This window comes from Marinobacter sp., assembly GCF_039977835.1.
Lineage (GTDB): Bacteria > Pseudomonadota > Gammaproteobacteria > Pseudomonadales > Oleiphilaceae > Marinobacter.
Window position 1 is genome coordinate 15,769 of sequence record NZ_JBDWCL010000009.1, and the last position, 25,936, is coordinate 41,704.

At 57.2% G+C, this 25,936-nt stretch carries 25 protein-coding genes and 1 tRNA gene; 19 read left to right on the forward strand and 7 right to left on the reverse strand.

Annotated elements, in window-relative coordinates; all coding sequences use genetic code 11:
* Window position 1: 1 nt before the first annotated feature.
* Window positions 2-583 (reverse strand): cold shock domain-containing protein, encoded by a 582-nt coding sequence (locus ABJM11_RS03985; RefSeq protein ID WP_348292957.1) that lies wholly within the window; start codon window positions 581-583, stop codon window positions 2-4.
* 186 nt (window positions 584-769) lie between these two features.
* Here ABJM11_RS03985 and ABJM11_RS03990 point away from each other — a divergent pair, with 186 nt between their 5' ends.
* Window positions 770-988, forward strand: a complete 219-nt coding sequence (locus ABJM11_RS03990) for a SlyX family protein (protein WP_348292959.1) — start codon at window positions 770-772, stop codon at window positions 986-988.
* Here ABJM11_RS03990 and dapE read toward each other — a convergent pair whose 3' ends face one another.
* From dapE to map, 6 genes are read right to left on the reverse strand one after another with little or no spacing between them, the layout of a single operon-like run.
* Window positions 989-2,137, reverse strand: a complete 1,149-nt coding sequence (dapE, locus tag ABJM11_RS03995; protein WP_348292960.1) for a succinyl-diaminopimelate desuccinylase — start codon at window positions 2,135-2,137, stop codon at window positions 989-991.
* Window positions 2,124-3,152, reverse strand: coding sequence for a 2,3,4,5-tetrahydropyridine-2,6-dicarboxylate N-succinyltransferase (gene dapD / locus ABJM11_RS04000; RefSeq protein WP_348292962.1), 1,029 nt, complete (start codon window positions 3,150-3,152; stop codon window positions 2,124-2,126). Before dapD ends, dapE begins: the two co-directional genes overlap by 14 nt.
* Before the next feature lie 17 nt (window positions 3,153-3,169).
* Entirely contained in the window at window positions 3,170-3,514 is a 345-nt protein-coding gene (locus ABJM11_RS04005) for an ArsC family reductase (protein WP_348292963.1), read from the reverse strand.
* Window positions 3,511-4,713: a succinyldiaminopimelate transaminase gene (gene dapC / locus ABJM11_RS04010; protein WP_348292964.1), complete on the reverse strand. Its 1,203-nt coding sequence runs from the start codon at window positions 4,711-4,713 to the stop codon at window positions 3,511-3,513. The genes ABJM11_RS04005 and dapC overlap by 4 nt, the downstream gene beginning before the upstream one ends.
* Window positions 4,710-7,355 (reverse strand): [protein-PII] uridylyltransferase, encoded by a 2,646-nt coding sequence (locus tag ABJM11_RS04015; protein ID WP_348292966.1) that lies wholly within the window; start codon window positions 7,353-7,355, stop codon window positions 4,710-4,712. Before ABJM11_RS04015 ends, dapC begins: the two co-directional genes overlap by 4 nt.
* Window positions 7,356-8,126, reverse strand: a complete 771-nt coding sequence (map, locus tag ABJM11_RS04020) for a type I methionyl aminopeptidase (protein WP_348292967.1) — start codon at window positions 8,124-8,126, stop codon at window positions 7,356-7,358.
* 283 nt (window positions 8,127-8,409) lie between these two features.
* On the opposite strand from map, the gene rpsB reads away from it, so the two are divergent.
* The 18 genes from rpsB (at window position 8,410) to ABJM11_RS04110 (ending at window position 25,935) form a co-directional block, all read left to right on the forward strand.
* On the forward strand, window positions 8,410-9,162 hold the full coding sequence (gene rpsB / locus ABJM11_RS04025; protein WP_348292969.1) for a 30S ribosomal protein S2: 753 nt from the start codon (window positions 8,410-8,412) through the stop codon (window positions 9,160-9,162).
* Between the two features lie 95 nt (window positions 9,163-9,257).
* Entirely contained in the window at window positions 9,258-10,127 is an 870-nt protein-coding gene (gene tsf, locus ABJM11_RS04030; RefSeq protein WP_348292970.1) for a translation elongation factor Ts, read from the forward strand.
* 185 nt (window positions 10,128-10,312) lie between these two features.
* A complete protein-coding gene (gene pyrH, locus ABJM11_RS04035) occupies window positions 10,313-11,041 on the forward strand; it encodes a UMP kinase (RefSeq protein ID WP_348292971.1) in 729 nt (242 codons plus the stop codon).
* 42 nt (window positions 11,042-11,083) lie between these two features.
* Window positions 11,084-11,641: a ribosome recycling factor gene (gene frr / locus ABJM11_RS04040; protein ID WP_348292973.1), complete on the forward strand. Its 558-nt coding sequence runs from the start codon at window positions 11,084-11,086 to the stop codon at window positions 11,639-11,641.
* 75 nt (window positions 11,642-11,716) lie between these two features.
* On the forward strand, window positions 11,717-12,487 hold the full coding sequence (gene uppS, locus ABJM11_RS04045; protein ID WP_348292974.1) for a polyprenyl diphosphate synthase: 771 nt from the start codon (window positions 11,717-11,719) through the stop codon (window positions 12,485-12,487).
* A 23-nt stretch (window positions 12,488-12,510) separates the two neighbouring features.
* Window positions 12,511-13,350, forward strand: a complete 840-nt coding sequence (locus ABJM11_RS04050) for a phosphatidate cytidylyltransferase (RefSeq protein WP_348292975.1) — start codon at window positions 12,511-12,513, stop codon at window positions 13,348-13,350.
* Window positions 13,350-14,537, forward strand: coding sequence for a 1-deoxy-D-xylulose-5-phosphate reductoisomerase (gene ispC / locus ABJM11_RS04055; protein WP_348293103.1), 1,188 nt, complete (start codon window positions 13,350-13,352; stop codon window positions 14,535-14,537). Before ABJM11_RS04050 ends, ispC begins: the two co-directional genes overlap by 1 nt.
* Before the next feature lie 48 nt (window positions 14,538-14,585).
* On the forward strand, window positions 14,586-15,935 hold the full coding sequence (gene rseP, locus ABJM11_RS04060) for an RIP metalloprotease RseP (protein ID WP_348292976.1): 1,350 nt from the start codon (window positions 14,586-14,588) through the stop codon (window positions 15,933-15,935).
* A 43-nt stretch (window positions 15,936-15,978) separates the two neighbouring features.
* Window positions 15,979-18,297 (forward strand): outer membrane protein assembly factor BamA, encoded by a 2,319-nt coding sequence (bamA, locus tag ABJM11_RS04065; RefSeq protein ID WP_348292978.1) that lies wholly within the window; start codon window positions 15,979-15,981, stop codon window positions 18,295-18,297.
* A gap of 50 nt (window positions 18,298-18,347) precedes the next feature.
* Entirely contained in the window at window positions 18,348-18,845 is a 498-nt protein-coding gene (locus ABJM11_RS04070; RefSeq protein WP_348292980.1) for an OmpH family outer membrane protein, read from the forward strand.
* Between the two features lie 51 nt (window positions 18,846-18,896).
* Window positions 18,897-19,922 carry a UDP-3-O-(3-hydroxymyristoyl)glucosamine N-acyltransferase gene (gene lpxD, locus ABJM11_RS04075; protein ID WP_348292982.1) on the forward strand — a complete coding sequence of 342 codons (1,026 nt, stop codon included), beginning with the start codon at window positions 18,897-18,899 and terminating at the stop codon, window positions 19,920-19,922.
* Between the two features lie 11 nt (window positions 19,923-19,933).
* Window positions 19,934-20,371, forward strand: coding sequence for a 3-hydroxyacyl-ACP dehydratase FabZ (gene fabZ / locus ABJM11_RS04080; RefSeq protein WP_348292984.1), 438 nt, complete (start codon window positions 19,934-19,936; stop codon window positions 20,369-20,371).
* On the forward strand, window positions 20,371-21,162 hold the full coding sequence (gene lpxA, locus ABJM11_RS04085; RefSeq protein ID WP_348292986.1) for an acyl-ACP--UDP-N-acetylglucosamine O-acyltransferase: 792 nt from the start codon (window positions 20,371-20,373) through the stop codon (window positions 21,160-21,162). Before fabZ ends, lpxA begins: the two co-directional genes overlap by 1 nt.
* A 19-nt stretch (window positions 21,163-21,181) precedes the next feature.
* Window positions 21,182-22,366, forward strand: a complete 1,185-nt coding sequence (gene lpxB / locus ABJM11_RS04090; RefSeq protein ID WP_348292988.1) for a lipid-A-disaccharide synthase — start codon at window positions 21,182-21,184, stop codon at window positions 22,364-22,366.
* On the forward strand, window positions 22,363-23,040 hold the full coding sequence (rnhB, locus tag ABJM11_RS04095) for a ribonuclease HII (RefSeq protein WP_348292990.1): 678 nt from the start codon (window positions 22,363-22,365) through the stop codon (window positions 23,038-23,040). Before lpxB ends, rnhB begins: the two co-directional genes overlap by 4 nt.
* Before the next feature lie 70 nt (window positions 23,041-23,110).
* Window positions 23,111-23,187 (forward strand) — tRNA-Met (locus tag ABJM11_RS04100).
* A gap of 84 nt (window positions 23,188-23,271) precedes the next feature.
* On the forward strand, window positions 23,272-25,023 hold the full coding sequence (locus ABJM11_RS04105; RefSeq protein ID WP_348292992.1) for a protein adenylyltransferase SelO family protein: 1,752 nt from the start codon (window positions 23,272-23,274) through the stop codon (window positions 25,021-25,023).
* 162 nt (window positions 25,024-25,185) lie between these two features.
* Window positions 25,186-25,935 carry a CLCA_X family protein gene (locus ABJM11_RS04110; protein ID WP_348292994.1) on the forward strand — a complete coding sequence of 250 codons (750 nt, stop codon included), beginning with the start codon at window positions 25,186-25,188 and terminating at the stop codon, window positions 25,933-25,935.
* The last annotated feature ends 1 nt before the right edge of the window (window position 25,936 follow it).

Here is a 25,936-nt window from a genome sequence, read left to right on the forward strand (position 1 = left end):
GTCAGTCGTCGCTCAGGATAGACACATTGTCGGCCTGCAGGCCCTTGTCTGCTTCCACTACGCTGAACCGGACCAGCTGGCCCTGACGCAGTACACGGCGGCCACGGCCGCGAATTGCACGGAAGTGAACGAAGACTTCATCGCCGCTGTCACGAACAATAAAACCAAAGCCTTTTTTGACGTTGAACCACTTCACGGTACCCTCTTCGTCGCCTTCGGGGGTGGTGTCGTCGAAATCATCCTCGTCGTCGTAATCCGGCTCGGCTTGTTGGCGTGATGCTGCCTGACGCGGGGCTGCACTGGCGCGGGAGGTCTGCTGCTTCAGGGCTGACGGTTTTTTGGCTGCCAGAGCCACAGTCAGGAATCCTGCCAGGCCGAAAAGAACAACAGCAATAATATAGGCTGCGATGCCCTGGGCGCTGCCCAATACAAACGTGGTACTGGTTGCGTCCTCGCTAGTACCGGCCTGAGAGAGAATCTGGAAGAGTTCCGGGGTGAAAGTCACCAACAGAAAGCCAAGGATAAACGGTGACGGAATGGCGACCAGGAGAGCAAGAACGATCGCTTTTGCTGGGTTTTGCATGGACTGAAGTTTCTCCATTAATCAAACGCTAACGATAAAGAACCGGATATCGGGTAAAATCGGGTCTCCGGTCGGTGAAAACCGCCAGAATTCCATGAGGCATTGTAAATGCCTTCAAAATTCCCTGGCGGGCAAAAGCGGCATGATACCAGATAACAGGGAGCGCTGACCAAGCGGCATGAGCACATGAGCGATAAAGATGTACAAGCCCGGCTGGACGAGCTGGAAACCCGGCTGGCATTCCAGGACGACGTAATCCACACCCTCAGCGAGCAGGTGGCCCGTCAGGAGCTGGATATCCGGGAACTCTGGGAAGCGAAGAAGCAGCTGAACACACAGCTGAAGGAAGTGTCGTCGTCAAACATCAGAAAGGAGGAGGACGAAACGCCGCCTCCCCATTACTGATCAGGCCAGCAATTCAACAAGAATCTGCTCGTAAATTTCCGATAACGTATCCAGATCTGCGGCCTTCACGCACTCATTCACCTTGTGGATGGTGGCGTTGATGGGGCCGAGCTCCAGGACCTGTGCGCCTGTAGGCGCGATAAAACGTCCGTCCGACGTGCCACCAGAGGTGGACAGCTCGGTTTCCCGGCCGGTGACTGTATGGATGGCATTCTGCGCCGCCGACACCAGCGCGCCCCGGTCCGTAAGGAAGGGGCGGCCACTCAGGTGCCATTGTAGGTCATACTTCAATTCGTGGCGGTCCAGAATGGCCACAACCCGCTCCTCCAGGCTTTCCGCTGTGTTTTCCGTGCAGTAGCGGAAGTTGAAGTGCACCAGGCATTCACCGGGGATGATATTGCTGCCGGTGCCGGCCTCGATTCTGGTTATCTGGAAGGTGGTGGGCGGAAAGAAATCGTTGCCGTTGTCCCAGAATTCCTTCGCCAGGGCATCCAGCGCCGGGGCAACCGTATGTACCGGATTTTCAGCCAGGTGCGGGTAGGCCACATGGCCCTGGGTGCCTTGCACCGTCAGGTACCCGTGTAACGAGCCGCGGCGACCATTCTTGATTACATCGCCCACCTCGCGAGTGCTGGAGGGCTCACCGATCAGGCACCAGTCGATCTTCTCATTCCTGGCTTCCAGTGTTTCCATCACTTTCACGGTGCCATGCTGGGCAGGACCTTCCTCGTCGCTGGTGATCAGCAGGGCGATGGAGCCCCGATGATCCGGATACTTGTCGACGAAACGCTCGCAGGCCGTCACAAACGCCGCCAGGCTGCCTTTCATGTCTGCTGCGCCCCGGCCATGGAGAAAGCCATCATCAATCACCGCATCGAATGGTGGATGACGCCAGTTTTTCTCCGGGCCTGTGGGAACCACATCGGTATGGCCGGCAAAGGCGAGCAGCGGCCCATCCGAGCCCTTGCGGGCCCAGAGGTTGTCGGTGTCACCAAAGCGCAGCGACTCACCCTTGAAGCCGAGCGCCGATAACCGGGACATCATCAGGCCCTGGCAGCCGGCGTCGTCCGGTGTAACGGACGGCCGGCGGATCAGTTCAGCAGCCAGATCGAGGGTAGGTGAAAGGTTGGAGGAATTAGTTGTTGGCATGCAGCTCTTCATTCAGCTCAATGGCAGTCTTGTTGGTTTTGCATTCAACCGCGCCGGTCTGGCTGTTGCGGCGGAACAGCAGGTCTGGCTTGTCGGCCAGGTCCCGTGCCTTGATCACTTCAACCAGTTCGTTGTTGTCATCCAGCAATGCCACCTTGGTGCCAGCGGTAATGTACAGGCCTGCTTCCACCTTGCACCGATCTCCCAACGGGATACCGATGCCGGCGTTGGCGCCGATCAGGCAGTTCTCACCCACCGAAATGATGATGTTGCCGCCACCGGAGAGGGTGCCCATGGTGGAACAGCCGCCGCCAAGGTCCGAGCCTTTGCCAATCATAACGCCGGCGGAGATGCGGCCTTCGATCATGCTGGTGCCTTCGGTGCCGGCGTTGAAGTTGATAAAACCTTCATGCATCACGGTGGTGCCTTCGCCCACATAGGCGCCCAGGCGAACCCGCGCGGTATCGGCAATGCGCACGCCTTTCGGTACCACGTAATCGGTCATCTGTGGGAACTTGTCCACAGACTTCACTTCCAGGGTGCGGCCCTCGATGCGTGCCTTGAGCTGGCGTTCCGGCAGTTCGTTCAGGTCAATGGCGCCTTCACTGGTCCAGGCCAGGTTGGGGAGCAACCCGAAAATGCCGTCGAGTTTCAGTTCATGGGGTCTGGCCTGGCGGCTGGAGATCAGGTGCAGCTTGAGGTAGACCTCTGGAGTGCTGGAGGCGGTGTCGTCGGTGTCCAGCAGGGTAACCACCACCGGGCGCCGGCTGTCAGCGGCCTGTGCAGCCAGAGTCGACTGCTCCATCTGTCCGAGCTGGCGCAAACCGTCCGAAAGCGACTTGAGTTGTTCCGGTGTTACGGACAGTGCCTGATTGCCGCCCTGGTACTCCAGTACGTTACGAGCCACTTCGATGAGGCCGTTATCGGGGGTGATGACCGGCTGCTGGTAAAACACTTCCAGCCACTCGCCCTGCTTGTTCTGGGTGCCGATACCAATTCCGAATGCAAAACTCATTGATGTGCTCCTGGTTTTCAGTGTTTGAATCGTTCGGCCCATTCGTCGGCGTTAAAACCGACGCTGACTGTATCACCGTGCTCAACCACGGGCCGTTTGATGATGGATGGATTCTCCAGCATCAGGCGATGGGCGGATTGGGCGCCAATATTATCACGAACCTCGTCCGGAAGTTTGCGCCAGGTGGTGCCGCGACGGTTCAGCAGGACTTCCCAGCCGGCAGACTGTTCCCATTGGCTGAGCCGGCCGGTATCCAGGCCGTCTTTTTTGAAATCATGGAATTGGTAGTCGATGCCGGCGTCATCCAGCCATTTCCGGGCTTTCCTGACGGTGTCGCAGTTTTTGATGCCGTACAACTTCATGCTTTGTTCGCCTTTACAAATGTGACAATGCGCCTTGCCGCTTCGACGCATTCCTCAATCGGGGCTACCAGGGCCATCCGCACCCGGTTTTCGCCCGGATTATGGCTATCCACCGTGCGGGAGAGGTACCGGCCAGGCAATACATGCACATTCTGCTGCGCAGACAGTTCCCGTGCGAACGTCTCGTCGTCCATTGGGGTTTCCGGCCAGAGGTAGAAACCGGCATCGGGAAAATCCACGTCCATGACTTCACGCAGGATGGGCGCTACCGCTTCGAATTTTTCGCGGTAGGCGGCGCGGTTTTCCCGAACATGGTCTTCATCATTCCAGGCTGCAATGCTCGCCAGCTGGTTATGGATAGGCATGGCGCAGCCGTGGTAGGTGCGGTATTTGAGGTAGCCCTTCAGGATATCCGCATCGCCTGCTACAAACCCGGATCGCAGCCCCGGAAGGTTGCTGCGCTTGGAGAGGCTGTGGAACACAATGCAGCGGGCAAAATCGTCGCGTCCAATCGCGGAGCAGGTCTGCAACAGCCCTTCGGGCGGCCGACTTTCGTCAGGGTAGAGTTCGGAATAGCATTCGTCGGAAGCGACAATAAAATCGTGTTTGTCAGCCAGGTCGATGACCCGTGTCAGGGTTTCCCGCGGTATCACCGAGCCGCTGGGGTTCCCGGGCGAGCACAGGAACAGTACCTGGCAGTCTTTCCAGACTGAGTCCGGTACCTGGTTGAAGTCCGGTATGAAGTTGTTGGCGGCATCGCAGGCCAGGTAATGGGGGGTTGCCCCGGCCAGGAATGCGGCGCCTTCGTAGACCTGATAGAACGGATTCGGGCTCACAACTGTGGCAGGCCGGCTGGAATCCACCACTGCCTGGACCAGCGAGAAGATACCTTCCCGGGTGCCATTGACCGGAACAATGTGATGTTCCGGTCTCAGTGATCCGGGCGCCAGTTCAAATCGCCGGGTAGCCCAGCGCGCAATGGCCTGGCGCAGTTCCTCGGTGCCCTTGGTGGTGGGGTAATTGGCCAGCTTGTCCAGGTTGTCTGCAATGATCTGTTTCACGAATTCCGGGGACGGATGCTTGGGCTCGCCAATCCCCAATGAAATCGGGCTCAGGTCTTGCGGAACACTGATGCCGGCCTTGAGTCTGGCCAGCTTCTCGAACGGGTAGGGGTGGAGTCTGTCCAGGTCCGGGTTCATTGGGTGTCGTCCAGCATTTGGCAAAGGTCCTGCTGCAGAGCCTGGCAAACAGCGGGATCACGGATCTGCTCGCCATGCTCGTCGGTTACAAAGAAAACGTCTTCCACTCGTTCGCCGAGGGTGGCTATTTTGGCGTTGGTCAGGCGAACACGATGCTCCAGTAGTACCTGGCCGACCCGCGCCAGCAGCCCGGGTCGATCCGGGGTGACTACTTCCATCACAGTGCGTTGATTGACAGTGTCATTGGAGAACGTCACCTCTGTCGGGAAAGCGAAGTGCTTGAGCTGCCTGGGCGTGCGGCGGTGGATGATGTCCGGGTAATCCTCCGGGTCGTCCAGTTCTTCAATCAGGCGCCTGCGCACACGATCTTTCCTGGCGGGGTCGATGCCCAAAGGTTTGCCTTTCTCATCCAGCACAATATAGGAGCTGATGGAGAAGGGGCCTTCGCTGGAACTGATGCGGGCATCAACGATGTTCAGGTTGAGCTGTTCCAGCACCGCCGTAGTGGCCGCAAACAGATCGATGCGATCGCTCATGTAAATAATGATCTGCGAATAGCCGTCGGTAGGTCCGCCGCGAGTATCACGGATCAGTACCAGCGGGTCCGGGTCATCTCCGTGACGGATAATGGCGGCAGTCTGCCAGGCAATGTCCACCGTGGAATCCTGCAGGAAGTACTCTTCGTCCAGGGTCTCCCAGATGTTGTTGATCTGCTCGTCCGTCATATTCTGGGCGTGGAGAATTTCACGTGCTTCAGATTGGGTAGCACGCACCCACTCCTGGCGGTCCACCGGTGTTTCCGAGCCGCGTCGGAGCGCCCGTTTGGTTTCGATATACAGCTGGCGCAGCAGTGATGCCCGCCACGTGTTCCAGAGTTTCGGGTTGGTGGCGCTAATGTCACACACGGTCAGCACATACAGGTAATCCAGGTGAATCTGGCTGGGGACGGATTGGGCAAATCCGTGAATGATGTCCGGGTCGGAAATGTCCTTGCGCTGAGCGGTCATCGACATCAACAGGTGATTTTCCACCAGCCACGAAGCCAGTTGGGTATCGCGTTCGCTCAGGTGATGGCGTTCGCAGAAGTCTTCCACATCGATTGCGCCGAGTTCCGAGTGGTCGCCTCCGCGGCCTTTGGCCACGTCATGATAAAGACCGGCGATATACAGTGTTTCGAGTTTCGGTAACCGGTGAATCAGCCTGGATGCCAGGGGGTAGTCGTTGCGTGCTTCGGCACTGTTCAGCCGCACCATGTTGCGGATCACCCGCATGGTATGGGCATCCACCGTGTAAATGTGGAACAGGTCGTGCTGCATCTGGCCGATGATCTGCCCAAACTCCGGCAGATAGCGGCCCAGCACATTGTACTTTTTCATCGCCGACAGGGTCTGGTCCAGGGCGTGTGGGGTTCGCAGTAATTCCATGAACAGGGAAGTAACGGCCAGGTCCCCACGGAAGGCATCGTCGATCAGGTGCCGGTGCGCCCGCAGCGAGCGGATGGTGGTAGCCCGGATCCCCTTGATCTCAGGGTGCTGGGCCATCAGAACGAAGATTTCCATGATGGCATAGGGGGCGTAGGCAAATACTTGGTTGTTCACCGCCTCAATATAGTAATTACGAATCTGGAACCGCTTGTTCAGGGGCAATATGTCATCGTCGCTGCCCGAGCCTAGGATGGCCTCGTCATAATACTGGAGGATCACATCGGCCAGCTCGGCCAGTGCCAGTACCGTGCGGTAATAGGACTGCATCATCAGTTCAACGCCGAGCCGCTTGCCTTCATCGCGGTAACCCAGCATCTCGGCAAGGGCGCGCTGATGATCAAACAGCAGGCGGTTTTCATTCCGGTCAGCAATCAGTTGCAGGCCATATCTCAGTCGCCACAGGAAAGTCTCACCCTGTAGCAGAATCTGGTGCTCTTCTTCGGTCAGGATGCTGAAGCGGGTAAGGTCCGCAATGTTCTGCAGCCCGAAATGACGCTTGGTTATCCAGCCAATGGTCTGAATGTCCCGCAGGGCTCCTGGAGAACCCTTCACGTTAGGCTCCAGGTTGTACTCTGTATCCCCATATTTCGCGTGCCGGCGTTTCTGCTCTTCCCGCTTGGCGATAAAGTAGTCCCGGTCGGAGCTGATGGCGTCGGAATACACCTGTTGGCTGAGTTCGTCCCTCAGTTCATCGGGGCCGGCAATTGTGCGGGTTTCCAGCAGGTTGGTAAGTATGGTGACGTCGTCCCGGGCAGCACTCATGCTTTCTTCAATGCTGCGTACGCTGTGCCCGATATCCAGCTTCAGGTCCCACAGTAATGTTACGAACGCGCCCAGGTCATCCTGCCAGCCTTCATCTATACCATTGCGGGTCAATATCAGCAGGTCGATATCGGAATGGGGGTGGAGTTCGCCCCGACCGTAGCCGCCAACGGCGACCAGGGAAATGTCCGGTGAGGCAGCAAAGGCATAGCGGTTCCAGATCAGTGCCAGAACCGTGTCCAGCGTGGCGGATCTGGAATGCACCAGGGCGCGAACATCGGCCCCCTGCCGGAACGCTTCCGCATCTGCGTTGTAGCGTTCCTTCAGCATCTCCCGTGCTGCTCTCACGGGAGAGACGTCATTACTGACTCTGGCCTCAAGTTCGCTGAAGTCCACCTAGAATGACTCTTCCGTGCGCTTGGTCAGTATTTCGTGGCTGTCGGCTGTCACCAGAATCGTGTGTTCCCATTGTGCCGAGAGTTTGTGGTCCTTGGTGACAACCGTCCAGCCATCCGGCAACAGCTTGGTGTGGTACTTGCCCTGATTGATCATCGGTTCGATGGTAAAGGTCATGCCTTCCTGCAACTCCATGCCGGTGCCGGGCTTGCCGTAATGCATCACCTGAGGATCTTCATGGAAGACCTGGCCAATGCCGTGGCCACAGTAGTCGCGCACCACCGAATAACGGTGCTTTTCGGCATGCTGCTGGATAACATGGCCGATGTCCCCGAGCCGGGTACCCGGCTTCACCAGTTCAATACCTTTATACAAGCATTCCTGGGTGATCTGGATCAGGCGCTCTGTGCCGGGCTTGGGTTTACCGACGATGTACATCTTGCTGGTGTCGCCGTGCCAGCCATCCTTGATGACGGTGACGTCAATATTGAGGATGTCACCGTCCTTTAACACCTTCTTCTCGGAAGGGATGCCATGGCAGACCACGTGGTTCACAGAGGTGCAGATCGACTTCGGAAAACCCTTGTAGTTGAGCGGCGCCGGAATGGTGCCCTGTTCATTCACCATGTAGTCATGGCAGATGTTGTCCAGTTCCTCGGTGGTGACGCCGGGTTTGACGTAATCGCCGATCATTTCGAGAACTTCAGACGCCAGGCGGCCGGCGACACGCATCTTTTCGATTTCTTCCGGAGTCTTGATCGATACCTGCATTGGGTTTCCCGTTGATTTGGATCAAACAGCCATTTTAAGGGGGAGTGTGGCCCGGTACAAGGAAGAGGCGCCGCTCACCCAGTGTGCGGGGTACAAATTAATGGAATCCGCCTATCGATTTATGGTATAAACGCGCCCGCCGGAAACAAATCCGGCAAATTCGCACACACGTCGGCACGTTGTCCCAGGGTGCCTGCTTTCGTTGCTCACATGACAGTCAACGGATTCAGGTTGGGTCAATCGGACGTGTGGAGGACTAACCCGAAGCTAAAAGGTAAATATCATGGCTCAGGTAAATATGCGTGACCTGCTGAAGGCAGGCGCTCACTTCGGTCACCAGACCCGTTACTGGAACCCGAAAATGTCGAAGTTCATCTTCGGCGCCCGTAACAAGATTCATATCATCAACCTTGAGCAGACTGTTCCTGCCATGAACGATGCGTTGAACTTCGTTCATAACCTCGCAGGCAACAAGAACAAGATCCTGTTCGTTGGCACCAAGCGTGCGGCGGCCAAGATCATCAAGGAAGAAGCACTCCGCTCCAACCAGCCTTATGTGAACCATCGCTGGCTCGGCGGCATGCTGACCAACTACAAGACCATCCGCCAGTCGATCCGTCGCTACCGCGATCTGGAAGTGCAGAGCCAGGACGGTACCTTCGACAAGCTGACCAAGAAAGAGGCCCTTGATCGCACCCGCGAAATGGACCGCCTTGAGCGTTCTATTGGCGGTATCAAGGATATGGGCGGCCTGCCGGATGCCATGTTCGTTATCGACGTGGACCACGAGCGTATCGCCATCAAGGAAGCCAACAAGCTGGGTATTCCTGTAATTGGTGTTGTTGATACCAACAGCGATCCGGACGGCGTTGATTACGTTATTCCGGGCAACGACGATGCCATCCGCGCAATCCAGATTTACGTGCAGGCCGTTGCTGATACCTGCCTTGAAGCATCCCAGGCTGGTGCTGCCGGCGCTGACGAATTCGTTGAAGTCAGCGAAGGCGCGGAAGGTGCTGCTCCCGCTGCGGAGTAATACATTCTTCGCAAACGGATTGTAGGGTGTGCCTGTGGTTTAGTGCCAGGCACACCTGTACAGAATTTGGATTGGAACAGTTAAGAGGAATGAACATGGCTGCAATTACTGCTGCAATGGTCAAAGAGCTCCGTGAGCGCACCGGCCTTGGCATGATGGAGTGCAAGAAGGCACTGGTAGAGGCTGACGGAAGCGTTGATGCCGCAATTGAAGAACTGCGCAAGTCTTCAGGCCTGAAGGCTGCCAAGAAAGCGGGCCGTACGGCCGCTGAAGGTGTTTCACTGATCAAGGTGTCTGACGACAACACCGTCGCCTACATCCTCGAAGTGAACTCCGAGACTGACTTCGTTGCCCGTGATGACAACTTCATGAACTTCGCCAATGATGTTCTGAATGTTGCTTTCGATAACGGCAAGACTGACGTTGCCGACCTGATGGAAGGTGATCTGGAAGCCAAGCGTGAGGCGCTGGTTCAGAAGATCGGCGAGAACATCACGGTTCGTCGCATCGTTCGCGTTGAAGGCCCTGTTGTCGGTGCCTACGTTCACAGCACCAACAAGATTGCGTCTGTTGTCGCTCTTACCGCCGGTAGCCCTGAAGTTGCACGCGACGTTGCCATGCACGTTGCCGCTGTTAACCCGCGGGTTGGCAAGCCGGAAGACATGCCTGCCGACGAGCTCGAGAAAGAAAAAGCGGTCATCAAGGCCCAGCCGGATATGGAAGGCAAGCCTGCAGAAATCGTCGAGAAGATGATGGGTGGCCGTATCAAGAAGTTCCTGGCGGAAAACAGCCTGGTCGAGCAGCCGTTCGTCAAGAATCCTGACCAGACTGTCGGTCAGCTGATCAAAGACAACGGCGCCGAGCTGGTGAGCTTTGTTCGCCTGGAAGTCGGCGAAGGTATTGAGAAGGAAGAAGTGGACTTCGCTGCCGAGGTCGCTGCCGCAGCGGGCACCGGCAAGTCCTGATCCTTCTGACAGGTGCTGAAGCGCAAGCTGACGCACCGTTCGAGTCTGCCACGTTGGCTGGAGTACTCCGGCTCTCGTGGCGGGCTTGTATCTGAGATACCCCTTTTTTCGAGGAGTATGTCAGATACAAGCCTGAGAAGCTTGTCCTGCCAGACACCAAGCCAGACACAGAGAAGGGGATCCTCATGCCGAAGTCGTCCAATACCCAGCCCAGATACAAACGTGTACTGCTCAAGCTCAGTGGCGAAGCCCTGGTGGGCGACCATGGTTTCGGGATTGACCCGAAAGTGCTTGATCGTATGGCGCTGGATATTGGCTCCCTGATCGGTATTGGTGTCCAGGTTGCTCTGGTCATCGGTGGTGGCAATCTTTTCCGTGGCGCAGCCCTGAATGCGGCCGGCATGGACAGGGTAACGGGCGACCACATGGGTATGCTGGCAACTGTGATGAACGGGCTGGCCATGCGCGATGCCCTTGAACGCTCCAACATCCGTACCCGGGTTATGTCTGCTATCCCCATGAGTGGTATTGTTGAGCATTACGATCGCCGCCGTGCGGTACGTGATCTGAAAGACGGCGACGTGGTGATATTCTGCGCGGGTACGGGGAATCCGTTTTTCACAACGGATTCAGCGGCTTGTCTTCGCGGTATCGAGATTGAAGCCGACGCCGTATTGAAAGCCACGAAGGTTGATGGTGTTTATTCCGCGGACCCATACAAGGATCCGACGGCGGAAAAGTACGAATACCTCACTTACGATGAAGTGCTGGACAAGAAACTTGGCGTGATGGACCTGACCGCGATCTGCCTTGCCCGGGACCATGGTATGCCCCTTCGTGTCTTCGATATGAACCGGGCTGGCGCGCTGACCCGGATTGTGACCGGGGAAACGGAAGGCACATTAATCGAGTAACCTGATTGAGTAATTCTGAACAACGAATCCGAGGATGCTGCAGTGATTGACGATATTAAAGCTGATGCCGAAAAGAAGATGAAGAAAAGCCTTGAGTCCCTGACCGCGGCTTTTAACAAGATCCGTACAGGTCGTGCCCATCCCTCCATTCTGGATAGCGTAATGGTTGATTATTACGGCCAGGAGACACCGCTGAAGCAGGTGGCGAGTGTGAACGTGGAAGACAACCGTACCTTGGCCGTCTCGCCCTGGGAAAAGCCGCTGCTACCGAAGATCGAAAAGGCCATTATGATGTCGGATCTGGGTCTCAACCCGTCCAATAATGGTGAGGTGATTCGTATTCCCATGCCGATGCTGACCGAAGAAACCCGAAAAGAAATGGTCAAGCAGGCCCGCGCCGATGCGGAGCACGGCAAGGTTTCCGTTCGCAACGCACGTCGTGATGCCAACAACACGCTGAAAGAACTGCTGAAGGAAAAGGAAATCAACGAAGACGAAGAGCGCTACGGTGAGGAGGAAATCCAGAAATTGACCGACCGCTATATCGCCGAGGTCGAGAAGCAGCTAAAGGCCAAGGAAGAGGATCTGATGGCTGTCTGAGCAGCTGGTCAATTTCAGCAACATGATCAGCCAGTGCCAGCGGCGTTGCCGGGCGCTGGCTGAACAGGGGATTGCATGACGGAAAGTGTATCCGCAGAGATTCCGGTATCGGCTGGCAGCCGGCCCCGGCATGTGGCCATCATCATGGATGGAAACAATCGCTGGGCCAAGGCGCGGCGATTGAAAGGCGTTGCCGGCCATAAAGCAGGTGTGAAAGCGGTCAGGTCAGTGGTGGAAACCTGTGCCCGGCAAGGGGTCGAGGTACTGACACTTTTCGCATTCTCCAGTGAGAACTGGCGCCGTCCGGAGGACGAAGTGTCGGCCCTTATGCGCCTGTTCCTGTTTGCCCTGGAGCGGGAAGTAAAAAAACTTCATCGCAATGACATCCGCCTGCGCATCATCGGTGATCGCACGGCGTTCAGTGCGAACCTTCAGGAACACATGGCCCGTGCCGAAGAGCTTACCCGCGACAATACCGGGATGACGCTTGTTATCGCGGCAAACTACGGTGGACACTGGGATATCACCCAGGCCAGCCGCAAAGTCGCTGAGAAAGTGCGTACGGGCGAACTCGCCCCTTCGGACATCACCGATGACCTGATACAGCAACATCTCTCCATTGGCGACCTCCCCATGCCCGACCTGATGATCAGGACGGCCGGAGAGCAGCGTATCAGCAACTTCATGCTCTGGCATCTCGCTTATACCGAGTTGTACTTTTCTCCCGTTTACTGGCCTGATTTCCGGGAACAGGAAATGGGTCTGGCGCTGGAGGCGTATGCTGGCCGGAAACGCCGGTTTGGTCAGACCGATGACCAGATCGCCAACGTTTCGCCGGAACAATAACGACAAAGATAGCGAACGATACCGTGCTCAAAACCCGTATTATTACCGCGCTTATACTGGCACCGCTGGCCATTGGCGGAATCTTTTTTCTGCCGCCTCTGGGCTTCGCCCTGTTTACCGGTGCCATCATCACCCTTGGTGCGTGGGAGTGGGCCAACATGTCGGGCATTGCGGCTCCGGCGGCCCGCGTGGCCTATGCGCTGGTGGTGGCCGCGGTACTCTATGGCCTGTTGAATGTGCCGGCCGTGGCGGTACTCTGGCTGGCACTGTTCTGGTGGGGTCTGTGTTTTCTTCTGGTGCGCAGCTATCCGGCCGGCTCCGAGCGCTGGGGCAGCGTGCCGGCCAGAGCCATAATGGGGCTACTTGTACTGGTTCCTGCCTGGGTGGGGCTCAACCATATTCGCACCGGCGGCTTTGAGTTTGGCGACAGCACCAACAATCTCCTGGTGATTCTCTATGTCTTCTGTGTGGTCTGGGTAGCGGACATTGGCGCCTACTTCGCCGGCCGCGCGTTCGGTAAGGCCAAGCTCGCACCACGTGTCAGCCCGGGTAAGTCCTGGGCCGGTGTATGGGGTGGCCTGGTCGCTGTTGCCGTGTTCGCGGTTATAATCGGCATGCTGGCCTCGGCCACGGTTGCCCAGTCCGTTCTGCTGGTGATTGCCAGCCTGTTCACCGGGCTGGTGTCGGTGTTGGGCGATCTGCTGGAAAGCATGCTCAAGCGTTTTCGCGGCATCAAGGACAGTAGCCAGTTGTTGCCGGGTCACGGTGGCATAATGGACAGAATCGACAGCCTTACCGCAGCCATTCCTGTATTCGCACTGACTATCACGCTGATCGGTTGGCTGACCGCAGGGCAATGGTGATCTCTGTGAAACGTTCCATAACGATACTGGGTGCAACAGGCTCCATAGGTCTGAATACGCTGGACGTCGTCCGCCGACATCCGGATCGTTTTTCTGTACATGCGCTCACCGCCAGTACCAGTGTTGAGAGCATGGCAGAGCTGTGCCATGAATTTCGCCCCCGCTATGCGGTGATGGCAGATCAGAAAGCCGCCGAGACGTTAACGGTGGCACTCTCCAGTCTGCCCTCGGTAACGGTGCTCAGCGGCACTGAAGCGCTGGCCAGCGTAGCTGCTGATGCCGAAGCCGATACAGTGATGGCCGCTATCGTTGGCGCCGCCGGCTTACCTCCCACCCTGGCGGCCGTGCGCGCTGGCAAGCGTGTGCTGCTGGCCAACAAGGAAGCGCTGGTGATGTCCGGCAAGCTGTTCATGGACGCCGTCGCCGCATCTGGCGCCGAGGTGTTGCCGATAGACAGCGAGCACAACGCCATCTTTCAGTGCATGCCTCCGGACAAGATCCGGAATACCAACGGTGCGGGCATCACCCGCATTTTGCTGACGGCCTCCGGTGGGCCATTTCGCACCCATTCCGCCGAAGCCCTCCGCCATGTGTTGCCTGCCGAGGCCTGTGCCCATCCCAACTGGTCCATGGGCCAGAAAATCTCGGTCGACTCGGCAACATTGATGAACAAAGGGCTGGAGCTGATTGAGGCTTGCTGGCTGTTCAATACCACGCCAGACATGATTGAAGTACATGTGCACCCGGAAAGCATTATCCATTCAATGGTTGAATACGCCGATGGCTCGGTACTTGCGCAGCTCGGCAGCCCCGATATGCGCACGCCCATTGCCAATGGCCTGGCCTGGCCAGAACGCATTGATGCCGGGGTGCCTCCACTGGACCTTTTCCGAATCGGGCAGTTCAACTTTGAAAGGCCGGACCTTGATCGCTTTCCCTGTCTTCGGCTCGCTGCCGAGGCTTTTCAGCAGGGGGGGACGGCGCCAGCCGTACTGAATGCGGCCAATGAAGAGGCGGTGGCGGCCTTTCTTGCTGGTAAGCTGGGTTTTGTGGATATTCCCGTTATCATTGAGCGCACTCTGGCGGGCACGGACGTGGTGCCGGCTGACAGTTTCGATACCATCTTTGCCAAGGACGCCGAAGCCCGCTCCCTGGCCCGGGAACAGATCCTCGGGCGGGCTGTCTGATTCAGGCGGGCCCGGCAGTCGGGCTGATCATATTCAACAGAGAACACTATGCAGATAGTTGAAACCATACTGGCGCTGGTACTGACGCTGGGCATTCTGGTCACTCTCCATGAGTTCGGTCACTTCTGGGTGGCACGTCGCTGCGGGGTGAAGGTGCTGCGTTTTTCCGTGGGTTTCGGTAAGCCGTTATTTTCATGGTACGACCGCCAGGGCACAGAATTTGCGGTCGCGGCCATTCCGCTTGGTGGCTATGTAAAAATGCTGGATGAGCGGGAAGGCCCCGTACCTGATGACCAGAAGCACCTGGCTTTTAACGCCAAGCCGCCGTCAAAACGCATTGCCATTGCGGCAGCAGGGCCCGTGGCCAACTTCCTGTTTGCCATCTTCGCTTACTGGTTGCTCAGTGTTGTAGGCTTCACCACCGTTGCGCCCATTGTTGGGGACGTTAACGAGGATAGCGTTGCTGACCGCGTGGGACTGGTCTCTGGTATGGAGATCCATGAAGTTGACGGCCATCGTGTCACTTCCTGGCGAGATGTGAACATGCGTTTGCTGGAACGTACCGGTGAATTCGGGCAGATAACCATCGATGTTTCCAGGGACGGCAGCCGGGGGACGCTGACAGGTTCCCTGGACGGTTGGCGCCTTGACGACGAAAACCCCAACCCTCTGGGTGAATTCGGCGTGACCCCCTGGCGGCCGGATGTTCCGGCGGTATTGGGCGAGATTGTAGCCGGGGGAAGGGCCGAGGCTGCCGGCCTGGAATCCGGCGACAGGGTAGTCGCGGTAGACGGGGAACCGGTGTCTGACTGGTTCGAGCTGGTGTCATTTATTCGTGAAGCCCCCGAAACACCGTTGGAACTTACGGTAGAGCGGGACGGCAGCACCCTCCAGATAGTGGTCACGCCCGCCGAAAACAGGGCGGACGATGGTACGGTTACCGGGCTTGTCGGGGCCGGTGTGAGTGAAGTGACCTGGCCTGACGAAGTGCTCCGGAATGTCAGTTACGGGCCCCTGGCGGCGATTCCAAATGCCATGTCCGAAACCTGGGGCGACACCCGGTTAACCCTGGTTGCCATTAAAAAAATGGTGACCGGGCTGCTCTCTCCCACTAACCTTAGTGGCCCGATTACCATTGCAAGGATAGCCGAAGCCAGTGTAAGTTCCGGCTTTGAAGATTTTGTACGCTTTCTTGCCTACCTCAGTGTCAGTCTTGGGGTGCTGAATCTGTTGCCAGTACCGGTTCTGGATGGTGGGCACATTGTCTATTACACCATCGAAGCCATCCGCAGAAAGCCGCTTTCCGAACAGGCCCAGGCTTTTGGATTACGTATTGGTATGGCAATGATCCTCACATTAATGGTGTTTGCACTTTACAACGACCTGATGCGGTTGTGAGAATTGCGAACTCCTTACGCGCATCAACAGGCGAAATTACTGAATGAGACGTTCTTTTCTGGGTTTAGCTGTAGGCTTGGCAATCGCCACTTCCGCCATGAAACCGGCTCTGGCTGATGAATTCACTGTATCCGACATAGAGGTAGAAGGCCTTCAGCGGGTGTCCGCAGGAACCGTATTCTCTGCATTTCCAGTGTCCATCGGGGAGCCTGTTGATGAGGTAGAGCTGGCTTCCGCCATCAAGGACCTGTTTCGCACCGGATTGTTTACCGATATTGAAGCCAGCCGTGACGGTGGGGTTCTGATTCTGACCGTCAAGGAGCGGCCATCAATCACTTCCATCGACATTGAAGGCAACAAGAATATTGAAACCGATATGCTGATGGATGCGCTGTCCGGTGCCGGTCTGCAGGAAGGCCAGGTGTTTCGCCGTGCCACCCTGGAGCGGCTGGAGCTGGAGATACTCCGGTCCTACATCAGCCAGGGTCGCTATAACGCCCGTGTAAAGGCGACCGCTGAGGATCTCCCGCGTAACCGGGTTGCTATCAGGCTGGATATTAATGAAGGCACAGTGGCCGCCATTCAGCATATCAATATTGTCGGCAATGACGCCTTTAATGATGAAACCCTGCTGGGTCTGTTCGAACTGGAAACCACCAGTTGGTGGAACTCCATCACCAATTCTGACAAATACGCCCGCGAACGCCTGAGTGGCGACCTGGAATCCCTGCGATCCTACTACCTTGATCGCGGCTATATCGACTTCAATGTTGAGTCCAGCCAGGTGTCCATTTCGCCCGACAAAAAACAGGTGTTCATTGCCATCTCACTGAACGAGGGACCCCAGTACACGGTTTCCGATGTCAATCTGCGGGGCGAGCTCATTGTTGATGAGGAAGAGTTGCGAGAGCTCATACCCATTGAAGAGGGCGATGTCTTTTCCCGTTCCCGCATGACAGCGATTTCCGAATCCCTGTCCAGGCGGCTTGGGCGTGAAGGCTATGCCTTTGCCAACGTAAACGCCGTTCCCGAGCCGGGTGAGGATGACACCGCATCAGTGACCTTCTTTGTAGAGCCCGGTAAGCGGGCATACGTCCGGCGCATCAATTTCGACGGCAACGTTTCCACAAGAGACGACGTGCTGCGCCAGGAAATGACCCAGATGGAAGGCGGTGTGGCCTCCACGGACAGAATCGAGTTTTCAAAGACCCGCCTCGAACGGCTCGGTTTCTTCGAAACCGTTGATGTGGAAACGGTTCCTGTTCCCGGCACCGACGATCTGGTGGACGTGAACTATTCCGTGGCGGAGCAGGCCACTGGCAGCCTTTCCGCGTCGGTAGGTTTCTCTCAGGCATCGGGCGTTATCCTCGGGGCCAATGTGTCCGAGAACAATTTCTTTGGCAGCGGTAAGCGGGTGTCCTTTGGTGTGAACGTCAGCGACTCCATCAAGAGCGCTAACTTTTCCTACCTGGACCCTTACTACACAGTGGACGGTGTAAGCCGGGGCTTCAGCGTCTTCGCCCGCGAAACCGATTTTGAAGAGCAGGATATTTCATCCTACCTGCTTGACGAGTACGGCGGCCGGGTTACCTTCGGGTACCCCACAGACAACATCACCCGGTTGAACTTCGGCCTTGGGTACACGCTCTCCAAGGTCAAGGCAGGCTCGTTCACCTCCGAGGAAGTGCGAAACTTCATCGAGGAGGAGGGTAACGATTTCAACAACTACTTCCTGTTTGCTTCCTGGCGCCGCAGCACGTTGAACCGGGGCGTTCTGCCAACCGACGGCTACAGCGTTTCCCTGTCGTCGGACATTGCGGTACCCGGCAGTGATCTCACCTTCTACAAACTGAATCAGAAAACCGAGTTCTATCAGCCGCTTAACGAAAACCAGAGCTGGGTCTTCCGGGCGCGTTCTGAAATCGGCTATGGTGATGGGTACGACGGGCGTTCGGTGATGCCGTTTTACGAGCACTTCTACGCTGGCGGTTATGGTTCGGTGCGTGGTTATGAGGCAAACTCGTTGGGGCCCCTGGCCACAAACGCGCCTAACGACTTCTCCGATCCGGACCCGTTTGGCGGCAGTCTGCTGACGGAGGGCAGCCTGGAGCTGATCTTCCCAACGCCATTCGCTGGCGATACCCGTTCGATGAGAACGGCGTTCTTCATCGATGCGGGGCAGGTATTTGACGCGGACCGCAATTTCGATCCGGCCCTGGATGAAGTCCGGCTGTCGGCTGGTGTAGGATTTCAGTGGATCACCGCGGTTGGTCCGCTGGCTTTCAGCCTTGCCAAGCCTCTGAACGACAAGAGTGGCGACGATACCCAGATATTCCAGTTCTCCCTGGGGCAGACATTCTGATCAGAGAGCGAAGGGAAACGCGGTAAAAAATGAAAAACAGGAGAAACAACATGTTCCGATTGTCCATGGCAGTATTGTTGGCCGCACTGATGGCCAGTACCACGGTTGCAGCTGAAACCCGTATAGGGGTGGTGGATCTGCGCCAGGCACTGTTCTCGTCCAAGGATGCGAGAGAGTTCAGCGCGCAGATGCAGCAGGATTTTTCCGGTGAGGAAGCAAAGGTCAGGGAAGCTCAGGAGGCTGCTCGCAAACTGCAGGAGCGCCTGGAGAAAGATGGCGCCATGATGAACGAGTCCGAGCGCAACAAAATGACGGCCGAGTTCCAGGAGAAGGTCAAGGAGTTCAACTTTCTCAAGCAGCGCCTCGATTCCACAGTGGCAAATCGCAAACAGCAGTTTCTGGAAGATGCCCGCCCGGAAGTGGATGCCGCCGTCATGGAACTGCTGGACGAGCATGACCTCGACATTATCCTGCCCAGTGAGGCCGTGGTGTACGTCAAGCCCGACATGAACCTGACGGAAGAGCTACTGGAGAAGCTGGACCGCTGATCACGGCGGGCCTGATTATGGCCAGTCCGGAAAAACCTTGTGGAGCTGATAATGACTAAGCGTTCATACCGGCTGGGCGACATTGCCTCTGAGCTTGGGGCAGAACTCAGGGGCGACCCCGATACTGACATCGGGGGCCTTGCCACGCTTCAGGCGGCGGCTCCGGGACAGATCGCATTCCTAGCGAATCCTTCCTACGCGCGCTATCTTGCAGACACCAGGGCTTCTGCGGTTATCCTTTCTCCATCTGTCGCTGATCAGTGCTCAACCAACGTCCTGTTACTGGACAACCCCTACCTTGGGTATGCTCGCCTGAGCCACTGGTTTGACCCTTCGCCCGTTTCGGGGGTAGGCGTCCATGAGTCTGCGGTGATCGACCCTTCTGCGCGGATATCACCCAGCGCCAGCATTGGCCCGCAGGCTGTTGTTGAGGCGGAGGCCGTTATTGGTGATAACGTGGTGGTTGGCGCCGGCTGTATCGTGGGTGCTCGTTGCATTCTTGGCGACCAGTCAGTATTGCGCCCGCGGGTAACCCTGGCCCATGACATTGTGCTGGGCAAGCGCTGCCATATCCTGAGCGGCGCGGTTATTGGTTCGGACGGCTTCGGCTTTGCCAATGAAAAGGGCGCGTGGCACCGGATCGCACAACTTGGCCGGGTTGTCCTTGGCGATGATGTTGAAGTCGGGGCGAACACTACCATCGACCGCGGTGCGCTGGACGACACAGTAATAGGCAACGGGGTGAAACTCGACAACCTCATTCAGATTGCACACAACGTCAGTATCGGTGATCACAGTGCCATGGCGGCCATGGTCGGTATTGCAGGCAGTACCCATATTGGTCGCCATTGCGTTTTTGGTGGCGCCTCCGGCGTCGCGGGGCATCTGACGATTGCGGATCAGGTACACCTGACCGGTATGACCCTGGTAACCGGTGATATACGGGAGCCGGGCGTTTATTCGTCGGGAACCAGCGCTGACACCAATCGACAATGGCGCAAGAACGCCGTGCGTTTTCGTCAGCTTGATGCCATGGCGCGTCGGCTAAAAGAACTGGAAAAGAAAATCGAAGGCTGAGGCCACTACAGATGATGTACATCGATGAAATCATGGAATACCTGCCCCATCGTTACCCGTTTTTGCTGGTTGATCGGGTTACGGAGGTGGAGAAGGGGCAATTCATCAAAGGGTACAAGAACATCTCCCTGAATGAGCCGTTTTTCACCGGGCACTTCCCGAACAAGCCGATCATGCCGGGGGTACTGATCATTGAAGCCATGGCACAACTTTCCGGCATTCTCGGTTTCCTGACGGTGGGCCGGAAACCGTCGGATGGCGTGGTACAATATCTGGCTGGTTCCAGCAAGGCGCGCTTCAAGCGCCCCGTAGTGCCCGGAGACAGGCTCAGCATGGAGTCCCGGATGATCTCCGGCAAACGTGGAATCTACAAATTCGAATGCCGCGCTCTGGTAGATGACGAAGTCGTCTGTGTGGCAGAAATACTGACCGCTGAGAGAGAAGTCTGATGGCGACAAAAGAATGGTCGGGAGTCCATCCTCAGGCGATCGTTGATCCGTCTGCCAAACTGGCTGACAACGTAACTGTCGGTCCGTGGAGCTATATTGGCCCTGACGTGGAAATCGGTGAGGGCACCGAAATCATGTCCCATGTGGTGGTCAAGGGCCCCACCAGAATTGGCCGCAACAACCGCATCTTCCAGTTCTCCAGTGTGGGAGAGGAATGTCAGGACAAGAAGTACGCCGGTGAGCCGACCACACTGGTGATCGGTAACGACAACACCATCCGCGAGAACTGCACCATTCACCGGGGTACCGTTCAGGACCGTGGTGAAACCACTATTGGTAGCGGCAATCTGCTGATGGCGTATGTGCACGTGGCGCACGACTGCATCATTGGTGACAACACCATTCTGGCCAACTGCGCCACTCTGGCTGGGCATGTATCGGTAGGCGACTTTGCCATCCTCGGTGGCGGCACCATGGTTCATCAGTTCTGCCACATCGGCACCCACAGTATGAGTGCCGGTGGAAGCATCGTTCTCAAAGACATTCCTGCCTATATCATGGCCAGCGGGCAGTCTGCCCAGCCATTCGGCATGAACGTGGAAGGGCTGCGTCGCCGTGGATTCAGTAAGGAAGTGCTGCTGGTTCTTCGTCGCGCCTACAAGGTTATCTACCGCCAGGGCCTGACAACGGAACAGGCGGTAGTGGAACTGGAAAAAGCCTATTCCGACATCCCCGAAGTGTTGCCATTGATTGAATCCCTTCGCGGCGCAGACCGCGGCATTATCCGCTGACCAGGGAGCGATTACCCCGGTGACGGACCATCCTGAGCACCCTGTTGTCAGCACCCGCAAAGTGACCTTCGCCATCGTGGCCGGAGAGGCCTCCGGCGATATCCTTGGCGCGGGCCTGATTCGCTCGCTCCGGGTGAGGTATCCCAACGCCCGTTTCGTGGGCATCGGTGGAGAGGAAATGGTGGCGGAAGGCTTTCATTCCCTGGTGCCCATGGAGCGGCTTTCGGTGATGGGGCTGGTGGAAGTCCTCGGCCGGATCCGCGAGCTTTTCAGTATTCGGTCCCGCTTGATGGACTATCTGCTGACAACGCCGCCGGAGGTGGTGATTGGCATCGACTCCCCGGATTTTACCCTGGACATAGAACGGCGGTGCCGTGATGCCGGTATGCTCACAGCGCATTATGTCAGTCCGTCTGTGTGGGCCTGGCGCCAGAAGCGGATATTCAAGATTGCCAAATCCGTCAATCTCATGTTGACGCTGTTTCCTTTCGAAGCGCGATTCTATGAAGAGCACAACATTCCGGTGGCCTTCGTGGGTCACCCCCTGGCCGATCGGATTCCGATGACACCGGATACCGCAGGCGCCCGCAAGGCGCTGGGACTTCGCGATAACGCGCCGGTGCTGGCTATCCTGCCCGGCAGTCGGGGCGGGGAAGTGGAGCGTCTCGGCACCTTGTTCCTTGAGGCCGCCCGCTGGATTCAGGGCAAACGCCCCGATCTGCAACTGGTGATTCCCTGCGTCAACCGGGAGCGGGAACAGCAGGTGCGTGGGCTGGTGGACGCGCTGGATGTAAAGCTGGAAGTGACGATAGTACGGGGCCGTTCGCGGGAAGTAATGGCTTCGTCGGACGTGGTATTGCTGGCGTCCGGAACCGCCACCCTGGAAGCCATGTTGCTGAAAAAGCCGATGGTGGTGGGATACCGGCTGAGCAGCATCAGTTTTGCGTTGGTTTCTCGACTGGTAAAGGTGCCCCATGTGGCACTGCCCAACCTGCTTGCGCGAGAACCACTGGTGCCGGAATTACTGCAGGACGATGCCACTCCGGAATCACTGGGGGAGGCCGTTCTCGAGCGGCTGGAAAATGAAAGCGAGCGGGCCCGCCTGACAGAAGCCTTCTCCCGCCTGCATGAGCAGTTACGACAGAATGCCGATGAACAGGCGGCCACTGCGCTTTCGGCACTGATTGAAGGTGAGCGGCCATGAGCAAACGCCCTTTGCCCCCCTTTGAGTGCCGTTACCAGGGCAGGTTACTGGCCGGGGTGGATGAAGTGGGTCGTGGCCCACTGGTCGGCGCCGTGGTGACAGCCGCAGTGATACTGGACCCGGAAAAGCCCATTCCCGGGCTGGCAGATTCCAAGAAACTGACCGAGAAACGCCGTGAAGTCCTGTACGAACAGATTATCGAACAGGCCGCTGCCTGGAGCCTGGGCCGTTGCGAAGCTGACGAGATTGACCGGCTGAACATCTTCCAAGCCACCATGGTGGCTATGGAGCGGGCGGTCTCCGGGCTCCATATCCCGCCAGAATACGTCCTGGTGGACGGCAACCGCTGCCCGGACTGGCACTGGCCATCGGAACCGGTCATCAAGGGCGACAGCCGGGTGGAAGCCATTAGCGCGGCCTCCATACTTGCCAAGGTAACCCGCGACCGGGAGATGGCAATACTCCACGAAACCTACCCGCAATATGGTTTTGCCGGCCACAAGGGTTACCCCACACCCATACACCTCGAAGCACTCGGCAGACTGGGAGCTACAACCCAGCACCGGCGTTCGTTCAGGCCCGTTCAGAAGGCTATCGACGCGGTTGGCATGATCAATACGATCGCCACCGAAGAACTGGCGTATCCTTCCGATCTCTTCGAAAATAACGATTGACAGCTCACCATCAGATCCTTAATATACGCGCACGTTGATCGGGGGTTGCCCCGGAAAACAGCCAGTTTATTGCGGGGTGGAGCAGTCTGGTAGCTCGTCGGGCTCATAACCCGAAGGTCGTAGGTTCGAATCCTGCCCCCGCTACCATATAAAAGAAAGGCAGATCAGTATTATACTGGTCTGCCTTTTTTCGTTTCTGTCTCCGGAACTTTCTGATCAGGAGAAGCCCCGATGGAGTATCGCTCACCGCGCACAACGAGCTTCGAAGTGACCAGCCTTGAAGAGCTGGCGCCGATGGCAGACTACTCGCTGATGGACAACCTGAACTGCGATCCCGATGCCAATCCGGACGGCATTGACCACATGCCCAGGCAGGTCTTTACGGGGCATTATGTGCCAGTCAGGCCGACCCCAATCGAGGCTGCTGAATACGTCTCTCACAGCGAAGGTCTGTTCAGTGAATTAGGCTTTGCTGACAGTCTGGCCCAGTCCACTGACTTTATCCGGATGTTCTCTGGAGACCTTGCGCAGGTTCCGGAACCGATGCGCAAGGTCGGTTGGGCTTGTGGCTATGCACTGTCCATCTACGGCACCGAATTTATCCAGCAATGCCCGTTTCAGACCGGCAATGGCTATGGTGATGGGCGTGCAATTTCGGTACTGGAAGGTGTTTTCAATGGCCGGCGGTGGGAAATGCAGTTGAAAGGTGGCGGCCGGACACCCTACTGCCGTGGGGCCGACGGCCGTGCCGTGCTCAGATCAAGCGTTCGCGAGTTTCTGGCACAGGAACACATGCACGCGCTGGGGGTGCCCACCTCCCGCTCCCTGAGCCTGTACGTATCGAAAACAGAGAAAGTGTGGCGACCCTGGTATTCGGAGGGTTCCCGCATGGCAGACCCGGACCAGATCATTGAGGAGCCGGTCGCGATTTCCACCCGGGTGGCACCGTCGTTCATACGAGTGGGGCAGCTCGAACTTTTCGGTCGTCGTGCCCGGAAACAGGAACATCCCAAAGCAATGGAGGAGCTTGAGCAACTGGTGCTCCATCTGATTGATCGGGAGTACGCTGAGGTCATTGATCAGTCACTCGATACTCCCACAAAAGTAGTGATGCTCGCGCACGAGTTTCGCTGCCGTCTTGCCTCACTGGTTGCGAACTGGGTTCGTGTCGGCTACTGCCAGGGCAACTTTAACAGTGACAACTGCGCCGCTGGCGGTTTCACACTGGATTATGGCCCCTTCGGGTTCTGTGAGGTATTTGATCCCCATTTCCAACCATGGACCGGTGGGGGACAGCACTTCTCCTTCCTGAACCAGCCTGGGGCAGCCGAACAGAACTTCAGAATGTTCTGCCGGGCCCTGCAGCCTCTACTGCGCGCCCATCAGAGGGAACTGGCGCAACTCCAGGAGACTGAAACGGGGTTCCCGGAGGTGATGCAGGCCGAACTGGAAATGATGTGGGCAGAGAAGCTGGGGCTCGACGCGTTTGACGCGGGGATCTTCAGGGAACTTATTGTTCTGATGGCGCAAACGCCCGTGGATTACACCCTCTTTTTCCGCCAACTGTCGTTGATACCTGATGACATTGAGTCACTCAAAAAAAGCTTTTACAGGTCGCCTGTTGAGTCAGGCGCGGCTGACTCCGAAGCGCTGTTCAAGCGCTGGTCACAATGGCTCACTGAATGGAAATCGCGTATCGGGCTCGCCACGAATGGCGCAGATGGCAACGTGTCCCGCTCGCGCGAGGAACTCAGCCGACAGATGAAACTCGTCAATCCCAAATACACCATGCGGGAGTGGCTGGTGGTACCTGCCTATCAGCAGGCAGCCGAGGGTGACTATCTGCCACTCAGAGCGTTGCAGAACGTATTGACCCAACCCTACGCCGAGCAGTCAGAAGCTGCTGAGGAGCAATACTGCAGATTGAAGCCGCCAGAGCTGTTTGATCTTGGTGGAGTTTCCCATTACAGCTGTTCCTCGTAAACAGGCTATCTGGAACAGGATTCTCCACAACGCCATTGCAAATCGATGCCTGAACCCGCTAAAACAGGTTGACCCGCTGCCCGTAGCCATCCAGAATACTGTACATATAAACAGTATTTCGGGTGGCTGGTTTTGCCAGGCATCTGAGCGGGGAGGATGGTCATGTCAGGGCAAAGCCCGGTTTCCTTTATCACGGTAAGGCGCCAGTTCGAGTTCCGTAGTATAGAAGTGGGCCGCTGGGTTACACCCCAGGAGCGTGACAGGGCTGCGGTCCGGTTTTACCAGGCGTTGTGTGATCTCATGACGATTCTCCGCGGCCCGGAAACGCTGATCTCCCTGCGCGGTACCCTGGGGCTGCAGTACGGTATCGGCGGGCAGTTGGGCGTTTCGGCCCACTACATTCCTGCCACCAGACAGCTGGCTCTGGCCAAAAATGCCGGCGCCGGCAGCCTTGCCCATGAATGGTTTCATGCGTTTGATCATTACATGGGCAACAAGGCGTTCCGGAAGCTGGCAAAACACGGCTTTGCCTCCAGCGGCTGGCTGGCCAGCGCCAGCCAGAAAGAGCACCCGCTGAACGAGCGACTGGGGGCCTGCTTTCAGGCCATCGTCCTCAATGAAGACGGCACCGCACCCAGCCCGCTGTTCCACGCCTCACAACAAACCGATGCGAAACTGAACGTGCTTTACTACGCCAGGCCTGAAGAACTCTGTGCCAGGGCTTTTGAAGCCTTTGTTGAGGATTGCCAGCCCAGGAACAGTTTCCTGGTGCGGGGTACGGTCTATTCCGATGAGGCAAAAGCAGGGCTGTATCCGGTAGGCGCTCAACGACAGCGGATAAACGATGCCTTCCAGAGCTATTTCGACGCACTGGGCGCCGCGCTGTTTCGGGAACAGGCCAAAGCCGGCTAAA

Coding starts and splice junctions, on each gene's coding strand:
- bamA (WP_348292978.1), top strand. CDS start 15,979: ATGAGACGTTCTTTTCTGGGTTTAGCTGTAGGCTTGGCAATCGCCACT.
- dapC (WP_348292964.1), bottom strand. CDS start 4,713: ATGAACCCGGACCTGGACAGACTCCACCCCTACCCGTTCGAGAAGCTG.
- fabZ (WP_348292984.1), top strand. CDS start 19,934: ATGATGTACATCGATGAAATCATGGAATACCTGCCCCATCGTTACCCG.
- pyrH (WP_348292971.1), top strand. CDS start 10,313: ATGCCGAAGTCGTCCAATACCCAGCCCAGATACAAACGTGTACTGCTC.
- rseP (WP_348292976.1), top strand. CDS start 14,586: ATGCAGATAGTTGAAACCATACTGGCGCTGGTACTGACGCTGGGCATT.
- dapD (WP_348292962.1), bottom strand. CDS start 3,152: ATGAGTTTTGCATTCGGAATTGGTATCGGCACCCAGAACAAGCAGGGC.
- uppS (WP_348292974.1), top strand. CDS start 11,717: ATGACGGAAAGTGTATCCGCAGAGATTCCGGTATCGGCTGGCAGCCGG.
- tsf (WP_348292970.1), top strand. CDS start 9,258: ATGGCTGCAATTACTGCTGCAATGGTCAAAGAGCTCCGTGAGCGCACC.
- rnhB (WP_348292990.1), top strand. CDS start 22,363: ATGAGCAAACGCCCTTTGCCCCCCTTTGAGTGCCGTTACCAGGGCAGG.
- ABJM11_RS04070 (WP_348292980.1), top strand. CDS start 18,348: ATGTTCCGATTGTCCATGGCAGTATTGTTGGCCGCACTGATGGCCAGT.
- ABJM11_RS04110 (WP_348292994.1), top strand. CDS start 25,186: ATGTCAGGGCAAAGCCCGGTTTCCTTTATCACGGTAAGGCGCCAGTTC.
- rpsB (WP_348292969.1), top strand. CDS start 8,410: ATGGCTCAGGTAAATATGCGTGACCTGCTGAAGGCAGGCGCTCACTTC.
- map (WP_348292967.1), bottom strand. CDS start 8,126: ATGCAGGTATCGATCAAGACTCCGGAAGAAATCGAAAAGATGCGTGTC.
- ABJM11_RS03990 (WP_348292959.1), top strand. CDS start 770: ATGAGCGATAAAGATGTACAAGCCCGGCTGGACGAGCTGGAAACCCGG.
- ABJM11_RS03985 (WP_348292957.1), bottom strand. CDS start 583: ATGCAAAACCCAGCAAAAGCGATCGTTCTTGCTCTCCTGGTCGCCATT.
- lpxD (WP_348292982.1), top strand. CDS start 18,897: ATGACTAAGCGTTCATACCGGCTGGGCGACATTGCCTCTGAGCTTGGG.
- dapE (WP_348292960.1), bottom strand. CDS start 2,137: ATGCCAACAACTAATTCCTCCAACCTTTCACCTACCCTCGATCTGGCT.
- ABJM11_RS04105 (WP_348292992.1), top strand. CDS start 23,272: ATGGAGTATCGCTCACCGCGCACAACGAGCTTCGAAGTGACCAGCCTT.
- lpxA (WP_348292986.1), top strand. CDS start 20,371: ATGGCGACAAAAGAATGGTCGGGAGTCCATCCTCAGGCGATCGTTGAT.
- ABJM11_RS04005 (WP_348292963.1), bottom strand. CDS start 3,514: ATGAAGTTGTACGGCATCAAAAACTGCGACACCGTCAGGAAAGCCCGG.